Raw genomic sequence first — 13,752 nt, forward strand, 5'->3', positions numbered from 1 at the left:
GCGGCTGGTCACAACTTGCCGCCCCGCCCGCCGTCCCGCCGCGCGGGCGCGATGAGCGTCGAGAGGTACGGCAGCGGGCCGCCGTCGAGCTCGTCGGCCGGCCGGATGGACTCGCTCTCCAGCCCGAGCGCCGACCCCCACACCGCGTCACCGATCCGCCCGGTCTCCCGCAGCGCCTCGGCGACCTCAGCGGCCTGTCGGCCGAACTTGTAGGCGACGACGGTGCCGGGCCCGTTGAGCGCGTCCTTGAGCACGGCGGCACCCGCGGTGACGGGGACGAGGGTGAGCGGCTCGGTGCCCTCGGTCAGCACAGCCCCGGACCGCGCCGCGAGGTCCTGCATGGCGGTGATCCCGGGCACGGTCTCCACGACGGTCCCCGGCACGAGCTCGGCGATGGTCTGAGCGAGATAGGTGAAGGTGGAGTACACGTTCGGATCGCCGATGGTCGCGAAGGCGACGCTCCCGTACTCACCCAGCAACCGGGCGACCTGCTCCCCGGCCGCATCCCACGCGGCCTCCCGCCGCCCCCGGTCACTCCGCTCGTTGAGCGCGAACACGACCCGGACGACCTTCTCCTCGGGCACGTAGTGCAGAACGGTCGCCTCGGCCCGCCCCTTCTCACCCGTGTCCATGACGGGCACGACGACGACATCGGCGGCCCGCAGCGCATTGACGCCCTTGACCGTCACCAACTCGGGATCGCCGGGCCCGACCCCGACCCCGATCAGCCTGCTGCTGTTGCTCATGACGTCCGGCACCTCTCCACGAACCGACGGGCGACACCGGGCTCGGACGCCCAGTGCGTGTGCAGATAACTCGCGTGCACACCTTGTTGTACGAAACCTTCGACCCGCCGGTCAGGGGCGCGCACGCCCCACGCGGGAGCCGCCCCCGCCCCCGGCTCGACGACGGTCCGATGAAACTCGTGCCCCCGCATCCGCGTCCCGGCGACGGCCAGCACACTGTCACTCACGGCAACGGCATCCCGATACCCGAGAGTGAGCCGCTCGGACATCCGGGCGGTCGCGTCCAACACCCCGCACATGGGCTGCCCGTCCAACTCCCGGCACAGATAGAGCAGCCCGGCACACTCGGCGGCGACGGGGGCCCCGCCGAGGGCGAGCTCACCGATGGCCTTGCGGAGGGACTCGTTGGCGGACAGCTCGGAGGCGTACACCTCGGGGAACCCGCCCCCGATGACCAACCCACTTGTTCCATCGGGCAGTTGCTCATCACGAAGGGGATCGAAGGAGACGACTTCGGCACCGGCGGCGGTGAGCAGCTCGGCGTGCTCGGCGTAGGAGAAGGTGAAGGCGGGACCGCCGGCGATGGCAACGCGCACTTCTGAGCCCAGTCCAGGCAAACCCAGCCCGTCCGGCGTTTGAGGACGAGGCCCTTCGGGCCGACGGGGGTCTGGGGGCGCAGCCCCCAGGACCTCAGCCGCATCCCAAGCCGCACACGACAACCCGCCGGCACTCCGCGCCAGCCTCAGCAACCCTTCCAGATCGCACCCGGCAGCCACCTGCGCCGCCATCGCCCCCACGGCCTCGACAGCGGCGGCGCTCCGCTCGGCGACCGGCACCAGCCCCAAGTGCCGTGAAGGCGTGTCCACTTGAGCCACCCGGCGCAGCACCCCCAACACGGGCACACCCGCCGAGTCCAACGCCTCCCGCAACAGCTCCTCGTGCCGGTCCGACGCCACCTTGTTCAAAATCACGCCCCCGACCCGCACCTCCGGATCCCAGGACGCGAACCCATGCACCAGCGCGGCCACCGACCGGGACTGCGAGGAGGCATCGACGACAAGCACCACCGGCGCCCGCAGCAACTTCGCCACATGCGCGGTGGACGCCAGTTCGCCCTCTCCCGCGGCCCCGTCGTACATCCCCATCACCCCCTCGACGACCGCGACATCGCAGCCCCGCGCCCCGTGCTGGAACAACGGAGCCACCAACTCCGCCCCGCACAGATACGCGTCGAGGTTCCGCCCCACTCGCCCGCTCGCGAGCGCGTGATACCCGGGATCGATGTAGTCCGGCCCCACCTTGTGCGGAGACACGACAAGCCCCCGCGCGGCGAACGCGGCCATCAACCCCGTGGCGACGGTGGTCTTGCCGCTGCCCGAAGAAGGCGCGGCAATGACCAGCCGGGGGACGGAAGACATCACCACTCGATGCCCCTCTGCCCCTTCTGCCCGGCGTCCATCGGATGCTTCACCTTGGACATGTCGGTCACGAGATCGGCGAAGTCGACGAGCTTCTCGGGCGCGTTCCGCCCGGTGATGACGACATGCTGGGTCCCGGGCCGATTCCGGAGCACGTCGACGACCTCGTCGGTGTCGACCCACCCCCAGTGCATCGGGTAGGCGAACTCGTCCAGCACATACAGCTTGTACGTCTCGGCGGCGAGGTCCCGCTTGACCTGCGCCCAGCCCTCCCGGGCCTTCTCCTCGTTGTCCAGCTGCTCGTCCCGCTGAACCCAGGACCACCCCTCACCCATCTTGTGCCAGTCGACGGAGCCGCCCTCCCCGGACGCGCCCAGTACCCGCAGCGCGTTCTCCTCGCCGACCTTCCACTTCGCCGACTTGACGAACTGGAACACCCCGATGGGCCACCCCTGGTTCCAGGCCCGCAGCGCGAGCCCGAAGGCGGCGGTCGACTTGCCCTTCCCGATCCCGGTGTGGACGACGACCAGCGGACGGTTGCGACGCTGACGCGTCGTGAGCCCGTCATCCGGTACGACACTCGGCTGCCCCTGCGGCATTACGCGGCCCTCCTCGAAGTCCCCTGCACATCCCTCACCAGCCCGGCGATGCTGTCCGCCCGCAACTCGTCGAGCGTCACCGCCGTCCCGCCCAGCTCACCCGCGAGCTGTCCGGCGAGCCCCAGCCGCACCGGCCCCGACTCACAGTCCACGACCACCGACGCGACACCCTCGGCGGCGAACAGCCGGGCCGCCCGTCCCGCGAGCGCCACAGGCTCGGGCCCACCGGTGGCCCGTCCATCCGTCACCAGGACCACCAGCGCCCGCCGCGCGGGATCCCGCAACCGCTCGATCCGAAGCACCTCATGGGCCTTCAACAGCCCCGCGGCCAGCGGAGTCCGCCCACCCGTGGGCAACGACTCCAGCCGGGTCGCCGCAGCGTCCACGGACGAGGTCGGCGGCAACGCCACATCGGCGGCCGCTCCCCGGAACGTCACCAGCCCCACCTTGTCCCGCCGCTGATAGGCGTCCAGCAGCAGCGACAGCACAGCCCCCTTCACCGCGCTCATCCGCTGCCGGGCCGCCATCGACCCGGAGGCATCGACCACGAACAGCACGAGGTTCCCCTCGCGCCCCTCCCGCGTCGCCTGCCGCAGATCGTCCCGCCGCACCACGAGCCCCGGACCGGACCGACCCCGCGCCCGCTGATGCGGCGCCGCGGCCTGCACGGTCGCCGCCAGGTGCAGCTTGGTCAGGGCACCTCGCGGTCGCCGTGCCCCGGTCGTCCGACCGTGCTCGGTCCGCGCCCGCGAACGCCGCCCCGCGGCCCCCTCGCCGATCCCCGGCACGCTCAGCGCCTTGGTCCGGAAGGGCTCGGAGGCCCGTACGGCGGACTGCTCGGCCGCGCCGGAGGCCTGCGGCTGTCCGCCCTCACCGGCCTCGGTCCGCGCACCCGTGTCACCGCCGTCCTGCGGGCCCGCGTCCGGCGACGGTTGTCCGCCTCCGCCGCCCGGCCCGCCGTCACCGGGGTCCGGATCGTCGTCGCCCTCGCCGAACTCCTCCAGCGTCTCGTCGAGCTTGTCCTCGTCGAGCCCCGGCGCGTCGAAGGGATTGCGCCGGCGCCGATGCGGCAGCGCGAGCAGAGCCGCCTGCCGCACGTCCTCCGCGAGCACCTCGGTCCGCCCGGCCCACGCCGCCAGCGCGGTGGCGGTCCGCGCCATCACGATGTCGGCCCGCATACCGTCCACCTCGAAGGCGGCACAGGTCGCCGCGATCTGCCGCAGTGCCCCGTCGCCCAGGCGCACCGACGGCAACAACTCCCGTGCCGCGACGATCCGTTGACGTACGGAAGTCTCTTCGTCCGCCCAACGGGCCGCGAAACCGGCCGGATCGTCGTCGTACGCGAGCCGCCGCCGTACGACCGCCACCCGCTGGTCCGGCTCCCGGGAGGCCGCGACCTCCACGGTCAGCCCGAACCGGTCGAGCAACTGCGGCCGCAGCTCGCCCTCTTCGGGGTTCATGGTCCCTACGAGGAGGAAGCGGGCGGCATGCCGCACGGACACACCCTCGCGCTCGACGTAGGAGGCGCCCATCGCGGCGGCGTCGAGCAGCAGGTCGACGAGGTGGTCGTGAAGGAGATTCACCTCGTCCACGTACAGGATTCCGCGGTGCGCGTCGGCGAGGAGCCCGGGCTCGAAGGCTTTCACGCCCTCCGCCAGTGCCCGCTCGATGTCGAGGGCGCCGACGAGCCGGTCCTCGGAGGCGCCGACCGGCAACTCGACCATACGGGCGGGGCGTCGAGCGCCGGGCCCGACCTCGTGCGGTCCGTCCGGGCAGGACGGGTCCGGCGCCGTGGGGTCGCAGGAGAAACGGCAGCCGGGGACGACGGCGACCTCGGGCAGCAGCGCCGAAAGGGCTCGTACCGCCGTCGACTTGGCGGTGCCCTTCTCGCCGCGCACCAGCACACCGCCGACCGCCGGGGAGACGGCGTTCAGCAGCAGCGCGAGCCGCAGGTCGTCCTGGCCGACAACGGCCGTGAAGGGGAAGGGGGTGGTCACTGGTCGTCGCCTTCCAAGTCGCCTTCGAGCTCCAGGTAGGTGGCGCGCAGCCGCTCCAGCGTCTCCGCGTCCGGCTCGGCCCACAGTCCACGGTCGGCGGCCTCCAGGAGCCGTTCCGTGATCCCGCGCAGCGCCCACGGGTTGGACTGCTTCATGAACTCCCGGTTCTCCGGGGCGAAGACGTACTCGGCGCTGAGCTTCTCGTACATCCAGTCGTCGACGACACCGGCCGTGGCGTCGTACCCGAAGAGGTAGTCCACGGTCGCCGCCATCTCGAAGGCGCCCTTGTAGCCGTGCCGGCGCATGGCCGCCATCCAGCGGGGGTTGACGACCCGCGCGCGGAAGACGCGGTGCGTCTCCTCGCCCAGCGTCCGGGTCTTGATCTGGTCGGGGACGGCCGAGTCGCCGACGTACGCCTCGGGGCTGGCGCCCGTCAGATGGCGCACCATCGCGACCATGCCTCCGTGGTACTGGAAGTAGTCGTCGGCGTCGACGAGATCGTGCTCGCGGGTGTCGACGTTCTTGGCGGCCACGGCGATCCGCTTGAACGCCGTCTCCATGTCCCCGCGCGCCGCCCGCCCGTCGAGCCCGCGCCCGTACGCGTAACCGCCCCACACCGCGTACACCTCGGCGAGGTCGGCGTCGGAACGCCAGTTGCGGGCGTCGATCAGCGGCAGCAGACCGGCGCCGTACGCGCCCGGCTTGGAGCCGAAGATACGGGCGGTCGCGCGCCGCCGGTCGCCGTGCTCGGCGGTGTCCTCGTCGGCGTGGGCGCGGACGAAGTTGAGGTCGGCGGGTTCGTCCAGCTCGGCCACCTTGCGGACCGCGTCGTCGATGAGCCCGACGACGTGCGGGAACGCGTCCCGGAAGAAGCCGGAGATGCGGACGGTGACGTCGATGCGCGGTCGGCCCAGCTCGTCGAGGGGGATCACCTCGAAGCCGGTCACCCGGCGCGAGGCGTCGTCCCAGACCGGACGGCAGCCCAGCAGGGCGAGAATCTCGGCGATGTCGTCGCCCTGGGTGCGCATCGCGGACGTACCCCACACCGTCAGGCCGACCGACTTCGGGTACTCGCCGGTGTCCTGCAGATACCGCTGGACGAGCGAGTCGGCGAGGGACTGGCCGACCTCCCAACTCAGCCGGGAGGGAATGGCCTTGGGGTCGACGGAGTAGAAGTTCCGGCCGGTCGGGAGGACGTTGACCAGACCGCGTGTCGGTGAGCCGGACGGCCCCGCCGGGACGTATCCGCCGTCAAGTGCCTTGAGGATGTGGCCGATCTCGTCGGTCGTCTTCTCCAGCCGGGGCACGACCTCGTTGCAGGCGAACTCCAACACCGCTACGGCGTCCGGGAGTTCGGTGCCGAGGACGTCACGGGCGAGGGGCCGGCTCTCGGTGACGTCCCACCCGCGCTCCTCCATGCCCTCCGCGAACCGCCGGCACAACTGTTCCAGCAGGTCGATCGCGTCGGCGCCCGTACGGGAGGGCCCCTCGACGAGGTCCGTCAGCTCGACCGGCACCTTCACCGGAACGCCGGGCTCGGCCAGCAACTCCTTCTCGCTGAGCCCGAAATGAGCGGCGAGCGAGGCCCGCAGCCCCGGCAGCGCGTTCGCCTGTCCACCCCACACCTGCGAGGCACGCAGCACCGCGAGCACGAGGTTCACGCGCGGCTCACCGACCGGCCCGCCACCCAGGATGTGCAGGCCGTCGCGGATCTGCACGTCCTTGATCTCGCACAGATAGCCGTCGATGTGCATGACGAACTCGTCGAAGTCGCCGTCGTCCGGCTGCTCGTCGATGTGCAGGTCGTGATGCAGCTCGGCCGTTTTCACCAGCGTCCAGATCTGCGCGCGCACGGCCGGCGCCTTCGTCGGATCCAGGTCGGAGACGAGCGCGTACTCGTCGAGCAGCTGCTCCAGTTTGGCCAGGTCGCCGTACGTGTCCGCACGGGCCATCGGCGGCACGAGATGGTCGACGACCGTGGCGTGCCCGCGCCGTTTGGCCTGGGTGCCCTCACCGGGGTCGTTGACGATGAACGGGTAGATGAGAGGGAGATCCCCGAGGACGGCGTCCGGAGCGCACCCCCCGCTGAGCCCGAGTCCCTTGCCCGGCAGCCACTCCATCGTGCCGTGCTTGCCCATGTGGACGATCGCGTCGGCGCCGAAACTGTTCTCCAGCCACCGGTACGCGGCCATGTAGTGGTGGGACGGCGGCATGTCGGGGTCGTGGTAGATCGCGATCGGGTTCTCGCCGAAGCCGCGCGGTGGCTGGATCATCACGACGACGTTCCCGAACTGGAGGGACGCGAGCACGATGTCGTCCCCGTCGACGTAGAGGGAGCCCGGCGGCTCGCCCCACGCCTCCAGCATCCCGTCCCGCAACTCGGGGTCGAGCTCGTCGAACCACGCCCGGTAGTCGGCGAGCGGCACACGCGCGGGCGCGGCGGCCAGCTGCTCCTCGGTGAGCCACTCGACGTCGTGCCCACCGGCGTTGATCAGCCGGTGGATCAGCTCGTCACCGTTGTCGGGATGCCCCTCGACGACGTACCCCGCGTCCCGCAGCGCGTCCAGCACCCGTACCGCCGAAGCGGGCGTGTCCAGACCGACCGCGTTGCCGACGCGCGAGTGCTTGGTCGGGTACGCGGTGAAGACGAGCGCCAGCTTCTTCTCGGCGTTCGCCTTGTGCTTCAACTGCGCGTGCCGTACGGCGATTCCGGCGACCCGCGCGGCCCGCTCGGGGTCCGCGACGTACACCGGGACGTCGTCCGGCCCCTGCTCCTTGAAGCTGAACGGCACGGTGATGAGCCGGCCGTCGAACTCCGGGATGGCGACCTGCATCGCCGCGTCCATGGGGGAGACGGCGGCGTCCGACTCGTCCCAGGCCGCGTGCGACGAGGTGAGGCAAAGCCCCTGGAGCACAGGGATGTCGAGGTCCGCGAGCGCCCCGATGTCCCAGGCCTCCTCGTCGCCGCCCGCCGAGGCCTGCGAGGCGTGTGTGCCACCGGCGGCCAGGACGGTGGCGACCACGGCGTCGGCCCGGCCGAGGATCTCGTACAGCCCGGCGTCCGCACCGCGCAGCGAACCGCAGTACACGGGAAGGGCGCACGCGCCCCGCGCCTCGATCGCGTCGCACAGGGTGTCCACGAAGGCGGTGTTGCCGCTCAGTTCATGGGCCCGGTAGAAGAGCACGCCGACGGTCGGCCGACCCTCGACGAGCTCCCGCTCACCGTGGACGCCGTACTCGGGCATCTTCTGCGGCTCGACGAACCCCTCACCGGTCAGCAGCACGGTGTCGGACAGGAACCGCGCGAGCTCCACGAGGTTCGCGGACCCGCCCTCGACGAGGTACCTGAGCGCCTCGGCCACCACACCCGCCGGCACGGACGACTCGGCCATCAACTCCGCGTCCGGCACGGCCTCGCCGCCCAGCAGCACGGTCGGAACGCCGGACGCCTTCAGCGCGGCCAGCCCGTCCTCCCAGGCCCGCTTGCCACCGAGCAGCCGTACGACGGCGATGTCGGTGCCGTCGAGGAGACCGGGGAGCTCCTGTTCGACATCCACCCGCATCGGGTTGCCGATCCGGTAGTCGGCGCCGGACGCGGCCCGGGCGGCCAACAGATCCGTGTCGGCGGTCGACAACAACAACACTGTGCTCATGCGGGCGCTCCCGGTGGAATGAAGGGCAGTCCTTGCGGCGCGCCCGACTCGATGAGCCGCCAGAGCGCGTCCGTGTCCGCGTGCTGTTCGATCAGGTCGCCGAGCCGGTCGAGCTGCTCCTCGCGCAGCGCGCCGAACGACGTGTCCTCGGCCGGCACGAAACGGCGGCCCGCGGCGGCCGCCACCTCGCGCAGAAAGGCCCGCCGGAAACCGTCCGACTCCAGCGAACCGTGCCAGTGGGTGCCCCAGGTCTGCCCGACCCGGATCCCGTCCAGGCTGTGTCCGTTGTCATCGGAGATGAACGCCTGACCCCCGTTGATCTCGGCGACCCCGTGATGGATCTCGTACCCCTCGACCCGCTCGCCGAGGGCCTGGCCCACCGGCCGGGTGAGGGTCTTCTCCCGGGCGAACCGCACCCGGACGGGGAGCACGCCGAGGCCCTCGACCTGCCCGGCGCGCGACTCGACGTCGTCCTCGATGTGCTCACCGAGCACCTGGAAGCCACCGCAGACGCCCAGCACGGGCCGCCCTTCGGCCGCCCTGCGCCGCAGAGCCTCCGCCAACCCCCGCTCCCGCAACCACTCCAGCGCGCGCACGGTCCCCCGCGTCCCCGGAATCACCACGAGATCGGCGTCGGCCAGCTCCTCGGGCCGGTCCACGAACCGCACGACGACACCCGGTTCGGCGGCCAGCGCGTCGACATCGGTGAAGTTGGACATGAGCGGGATCGCACAGACGGCGACCCGCAGCACGTCCTCCCCGACGGGCGGAGCGGTGTTCGACTCCCGGACCGTGCCCCGCAGGGACATCCGCAGCCCGTCCTCCTCGTCGATGCCGAGGCCGTGCCGGAAGGGGAGGACGCCGTACGTATGCCGCCCGGTGAGCCCGTGCAGCATGTCGAGCCCGGGCTCCAGAAGGCTGACATCCCCCCGGAACTTGTTGACGAGGAAACCGGCGACAAGCTCCTGGTCCTCGGGCGAGAGCAGCGCGACGGTCCCGAAGAAGGAGGCGAACACCCCGCCGCGATCGATGTCGCCGACCACGACCACGGGCAGCCGCGCATTGCGCGCGATCCCCATGTTCACGATGTCGGTCCGCCGCAGATTGATCTCGGCAGGACTGCCCGCCCCCTCACAGATCACCGCGTCATACGTGCCCCGCAACTCGGCGAGACAGTCGAGAACGGTGCCGAGAAGCTTCTGCTGGCGCCCCCCGTGCAGCCTTTCCCCGGGGGATGACCCCCCGGACCCCCCGAAAAAACCGCGCGCACTGAGCTCGCCCACCGGCTTGCCCATCAGCACGACCTGACTGCTCTGCTCGCCACCGGGCTTGAGCAGCACGGGATTCATCAGCGCCGTCGGCTCGATCCGGCACGCCTGGGCCTGCATGGCCTGCGCCCGCCCGATCTCGGCGCCCTCGCGTGTCACGAACGAGTTGAGGGACATGTTCTGCGCCTTGAAGGGCGCGACCTTGACGCCCTGCCGCACCAGCCAGCGACAGATCCCGGCGGTGACGACACTTTTGCCGGCGTCGGAGGTGGTACCGGCGACGAGAAGACCACCACCGCTCATGACCTACGTCCCTTCACGACAAGGCGCGCGGCGGCGCTGACGCCGAGCGCGAGCAGACCGACGCGCCGGGAGAGCCGTACGGCTCGCTCGAGGTCGGGTACCGAGACGGCGCGTCCCGGCGTGTTGAGCACGGGCCGGTGCTCGACCCGCCCCCCGTACGACAGGGTCCCGCCCAGCCGCACGCCCAGCGCCCCCGCGAACGACGCCTCCACCGGCCCCGCGTTGGGGCTCGGGTGCTTGCCGGCGTCGGCACGCCAGGCCCGTACCGCCCCTTGGGGGTCGTCTCCGGCGACGGTCGCCAGAACAGCCGTCAGCCGGGCCCCCGGCCACCCGGCGACGTCGTCCAGCCGCGCCGAGGCCCACCCGTACCGCCGGTACCGGGCCGACTTGTGCCCGACCATCGCGTCCAGCGTGTTCACGGCCCGGAACCCGAGCAGCCCCGGCACTCCGCCGACGGCTCCCCACACCAGCGCCCCCACGACCGCGTCGGACGTGTTCTCGGCGACGGACTCGACGACGGCCCGCGCGATCCCGTCCGCGTCCAGCGCCTGCGGATCCCGCCCGCACAGATGCGGCAGCCGCTCCCGCGCCCCCTCGATGTCCCCGGCCTCCAGGGCCCGCCCGATGGCGCGGGCCTCGCGCGCGAGCGAGGTCCCGCCGACAACGGCCCATGTGGCGGCGGCGGTCAGCGCGACGGAGGCGGTACGGGACGGACGTACGACGGAAGCCGCGACGGCACCCAGGCCCACCGCACCGCCCACGCACACGGCGGTGTGCAGCGCACCCCACCCGCGGTGGTCCCGCCACAGCACTCTCTCCACGGCACCCGCGGCCCGTCCGAACGCGGCGACCGGATGCCCGCGGCGGGGATCGCCGAGGAGATGGTCACCGAGGAGTCCGGCGGCGGCGCCGTACGCGAAGACGCGATCGGCACGCATCGGCTCAGCCGGCCGTGGGTTCGGGCAGTGACCTGGTGCTGTGCCTCAATCGGCAGGCTGGCATGGCGACATGTCCTCACTCAGGGTGTCCGCGCCCTGGTTCGACGAGACCGGCGGTGGGAGTTCCTGGCTCCCGGGGATGGCTACCCCGGTGACAGTGGCGGGACCGCGCCGGACTCGCACCGGCTTCCTCCCTTGCCGCCGTATATGGCTCCGGCAGTCCACCACGGGGTTGGAAGACCCGTCAACTTGCCGTTGACCTGCGACGGGAGAGTGTGCTGAGGCCCACACGCAGGTGGTCGCCGGGGTCACGGAAACGCGTGGTGCCGGGACGGATCACCGTCCCGGCACCACGCGCACATCTGTTGTGAGTCGGGCGTCAGCTCTTCGCCATGATCAGGTTGATGCCGTACGCCACCGCCGCCGCGCACCCGGCGAACGCCACGTACGCGCCCGCGACCGCGAGGGTCGCCGAGTTGCCCTCGGCCACCGCCCGTTCGCGGCGGGACAGGCCCATGATGCCGAGGGTGAACAGGGCGACGAGGCCCACGGTGACCACGAGGCTGACGCCGAAGACGGAGCCGAGAGCTGCCCAGTCGATCTTCATGCTGCTTCTCTTCCTTCGTACCGGGGGCTCAGACGGTGGCCGGCGGGGTGGCCGACTCCGTGCCGGTGGCGGGAGCGGGGATCGTGGCCGTCAGGTCCTCGGCGACCGTGCCCGCGGGCGGCGGGGTCACGGCGGCGATCGCCGTGGTGACGACCCCGGCCGGCTCGTCGGTGTCATTGACGTTCGACGCGTCCACGACCTCGCGGCGGGAGATCTTCCAGATCGCGGCGCTGGAGGCGACCAGGAAGACGGCGACCACACCGGTGCCCCAGTCGCCGAGGTCGGTGACGGACTCGGCGCCCGCGCCGACCAGGGCGGCGGCCGGGAGGGTGAGGACCCAGGCGACCAGCATCCGGGTCGCGGTCGACCAGCGCACGACACCGCCCTTGCGGCCCAGGCCCGCGCCCATCACCGAACCGGAGACCGAGTGGGTGGTGGAGAGGGAGAAGCCGAGGTGCGAGGAGGCCAGGATGACCGTGGCCGCGCTGGTCTGGGCGGCGAAGCCCTGCTGCGGCTGAAGCTCGGTCAGGCCCTTGCCCATCGTGCGGATGATGCGCCAGCCGCCGAGCCAGGTGCCGAGCGCGATGGCGAGACCGGCGGAGAGGATGACCCAGGTGGGCGGGTCGGCGTCGGGGGCGACGACGCCGCCGGCGACCAGGGCGAGGGTGATGATGCCCATCGTCTTCTGCGCGTCGTTCGTGCCGTGGGCCAGCGAGACCAGGCCGGCGGAGGCGATCTGGCCGACGCGGAAGCCCTTCTCGGCGGCCTTGCCGTCGGCCTTCTTGCCGACGGTGTAGGACAGGCGGGTCGCGAGCATCGCGGCGACACCGGCGACGATCGGGGCGGCCAGCGCCGGGATGAGCACCTTGGTCACGAGCACGTCGCCGTGGACGGCACCCGTGCCGGCCGAGGCGATGGTGGCGCCGATCAGACCGCCCATGAGGGCGTGCGAGGAACTGGAGGGCAGGCCCACCAGCCAGGTCAGCAGGTTCCAGAGGATCGCGCCGACCAACGCGGCGAAGATGACCTCGGGACGGATGCCGGTCTCGTCGACGAGACCCTTGGAGATCGTGTTGGCGACCTCCACCGAGAGAAAGGCGCCCACAAGGTTGAGCGTGGCGGACATGGCCACGGCCACCTTGGGCTTGAGCGCACCGGTCGAGATGGTCGTGGCCATCGCGTTGGCGGTGTCGTGGAAACCGTTCGTGAAATCAAACGCAAGTGCGGTTACCACCACAATCGCGAGGATCAGCGAGAAGTTTTCCATTTACCCAGGCAATCGTTCGAAGTCATCGGTCGGTTGACCGTAGGCAACCTGGGTAAACGGAAGATGAACTGAGGTGGGCTACACGGTGTCCAGAACCGTCAGTAGCCGCGAGCGAACTTCCTCAGTTGGGCCTGCGACCCGTTGAAGAGATTTTGATCACCCGGCAGGCTGCCGCTGTTGTCGTACTGCCAGAAGGTCCAGAACGACCAGCCGCTCGGCAGCGCTCCGGCGTCCGCCGAGCCGTGGCGGGCGATCCACAGTGCGTGGTTGGAGGCGAAGGCGCGGCTGCCGCCGGTGCAGGTGTTCCACCAGTGGGCGGTCGTGTAGATCACCGGGCGGCGGCCGGTGAGCCGCTTGACCTCGTCGCTGAACGACTGGACCCAGCCGACCATGCTCGCCTTGCTGATCCCGTAGCACCGGTGCTTCGTGTCGTACGGGTTGTATTCGATGTCGAGCGCGGGCGGCAGCGTCCAGCCGTCCGCCCGCCACCCGCCGCCGTGGTTCACGAAGTACGCCGCCTGCGTCCGGCCCGACGACCTGTTCGGCACCGCGAAGTGGTACGCCCCGCGGATGATGCCGGCGTTGCGGGCGCCGTTGTACTGCCGGCCGAAGTACGGGCTGACGTAGTTCGTGGACTCGGTCGCCTTGACGTAGACGAACCTGGCGCCCTTCGCCTTCGCGCTCGACCAGTTGACGTTCTTCTGGTGCGAGGAGACGTCGTGTCCTTTCGGCAGACTCGCGGCGGACGCCGGCAGCCCGGTGGCCGCGGTCCCTCCGACGGCGAGCGCCGCCACGAAGACCGCGATGACGCGGGTGCGGCGGCGGAACGGTTGGCGATCACGGGCCATGCTTCCCCCCGGAATGGCGACGTGCACGACAAAACACGGGGAGATTACTGGAAGATCAGCGCATGTTCGCTGATCTCAGGCCAAGCACGGCAACAGAGTGATATGTCC

At 71.2% G+C, this 13,752-nt stretch carries 10 protein-coding genes and 1 riboswitch; all 10 genes read right to left on the reverse strand.

Annotation, left to right across the window (positions count from 1 at the left end; all coding sequences use genetic code 11):
* Nucleotides 1-8: 8 nt before the first annotated feature.
* Nucleotides 9-758: a precorrin-2 C(20)-methyltransferase gene (gene cobI / locus ACWC09_RS21680; protein WP_450852199.1), complete on the reverse strand. Its 750-nt coding sequence runs from the start codon at nucleotides 756-758 to the stop codon at nucleotides 9-11.
* Nucleotides 743-2,164, reverse strand: coding sequence for a cobyrinate a,c-diamide synthase (locus ACWC09_RS21685; protein ID WP_450852200.1), 1,422 nt, complete (start codon nucleotides 2,162-2,164; stop codon nucleotides 743-745). Before ACWC09_RS21685 ends, cobI begins: the two co-directional genes overlap by 16 nt.
* Nucleotides 2,164-2,763 carry a cob(I)yrinic acid a,c-diamide adenosyltransferase gene (gene cobO, locus ACWC09_RS21690; protein WP_450852201.1) on the reverse strand — a complete coding sequence of 200 codons (600 nt, stop codon included), beginning with the start codon at nucleotides 2,761-2,763 and terminating at the stop codon, nucleotides 2,164-2,166. The genes ACWC09_RS21685 and cobO overlap by 1 nt, the downstream gene beginning before the upstream one ends.
* A complete protein-coding gene (locus ACWC09_RS21695; RefSeq protein ID WP_450852202.1) occupies nucleotides 2,763-4,760 on the reverse strand; it encodes a putative cobaltochelatase in 1,998 nt (665 codons plus the stop codon). The genes cobO and ACWC09_RS21695 overlap by 1 nt, the downstream gene beginning before the upstream one ends.
* On the reverse strand, nucleotides 4,757-8,413 hold the full coding sequence (gene cobN, locus ACWC09_RS21700; RefSeq protein WP_450852203.1) for a cobaltochelatase subunit CobN: 3,657 nt from the start codon (nucleotides 8,411-8,413) through the stop codon (nucleotides 4,757-4,759). The genes ACWC09_RS21695 and cobN overlap by 4 nt, the downstream gene beginning before the upstream one ends.
* Entirely contained in the window at nucleotides 8,410-9,984 is a 1,575-nt protein-coding gene (locus tag ACWC09_RS21705; protein ID WP_450852204.1) for a cobyric acid synthase, read from the reverse strand. Before ACWC09_RS21705 ends, cobN begins: the two co-directional genes overlap by 4 nt.
* Nucleotides 9,981-10,922, reverse strand: a complete 942-nt coding sequence (locus ACWC09_RS21710) for a cobalamin biosynthesis protein (protein WP_450852205.1) — start codon at nucleotides 10,920-10,922, stop codon at nucleotides 9,981-9,983. The genes ACWC09_RS21705 and ACWC09_RS21710 overlap by 4 nt, the downstream gene beginning before the upstream one ends.
* Nucleotides 10,923-11,023: 101 nt before the next feature.
* A riboswitch (cobalamin riboswitch) is annotated at nucleotides 11,024-11,163 on the reverse strand.
* Between the two features lie 138 nt (nucleotides 11,164-11,301).
* A complete protein-coding gene (locus ACWC09_RS21715) occupies nucleotides 11,302-11,529 on the reverse strand; it encodes a hypothetical protein (RefSeq protein ID WP_450852206.1) in 228 nt (75 codons plus the stop codon).
* A gap of 28 nt (nucleotides 11,530-11,557) precedes the next feature.
* Nucleotides 11,558-12,796, reverse strand: a complete 1,239-nt coding sequence (locus tag ACWC09_RS21720) for an anion permease (RefSeq protein WP_450852207.1) — start codon at nucleotides 12,794-12,796, stop codon at nucleotides 11,558-11,560.
* Nucleotides 12,797-12,894: 98 nt separating this feature from the next.
* A complete protein-coding gene (locus ACWC09_RS21725) occupies nucleotides 12,895-13,644 on the reverse strand; it encodes a lysozyme (RefSeq protein WP_450852208.1) in 750 nt (249 codons plus the stop codon).
* Nucleotides 13,645-13,752: the final 108 nt, after the last annotated feature.

The organism is Streptomyces sp. NPDC001617 (genome assembly GCF_053596855.1).

What these genes read in the sequence shown, in the direction of transcription:
- ACWC09_RS21685 (WP_450852200.1), bottom strand. Translation starts at nt 2,164, where the DNA reads ATGTCTTCCGTCCCCCGGCTGGTCATTGCCGCGCCTTCTTCGGGCAGC.
- cobO (WP_450852201.1), bottom strand. Translation starts at nt 2,763, where the DNA reads ATGCCGCAGGGGCAGCCGAGTGTCGTACCGGATGACGGGCTCACGACG.
- cobN (WP_450852203.1), bottom strand. Translation starts at nt 8,413, where the DNA reads ATGAGCACAGTGTTGTTGTTGTCGACCGCCGACACGGATCTGTTGGCC.
- ACWC09_RS21705 (WP_450852204.1), bottom strand. Translation starts at nt 9,984, where the DNA reads ATGAGCGGTGGTGGTCTTCTCGTCGCCGGTACCACCTCCGACGCCGGC.
- ACWC09_RS21710 (WP_450852205.1), bottom strand. Translation starts at nt 10,922, where the DNA reads ATGCGTGCCGATCGCGTCTTCGCGTACGGCGCCGCCGCCGGACTCCTC.
- ACWC09_RS21715 (WP_450852206.1), bottom strand. Translation starts at nt 11,529, where the DNA reads ATGAAGATCGACTGGGCAGCTCTCGGCTCCGTCTTCGGCGTCAGCCTC.
- ACWC09_RS21720 (WP_450852207.1), bottom strand. Translation starts at nt 12,796, where the DNA reads ATGGAAAACTTCTCGCTGATCCTCGCGATTGTGGTGGTAACCGCACTT.
- ACWC09_RS21725 (WP_450852208.1), bottom strand. Translation starts at nt 13,644, where the DNA reads ATGGCCCGTGATCGCCAACCGTTCCGCCGCCGCACCCGCGTCATCGCG.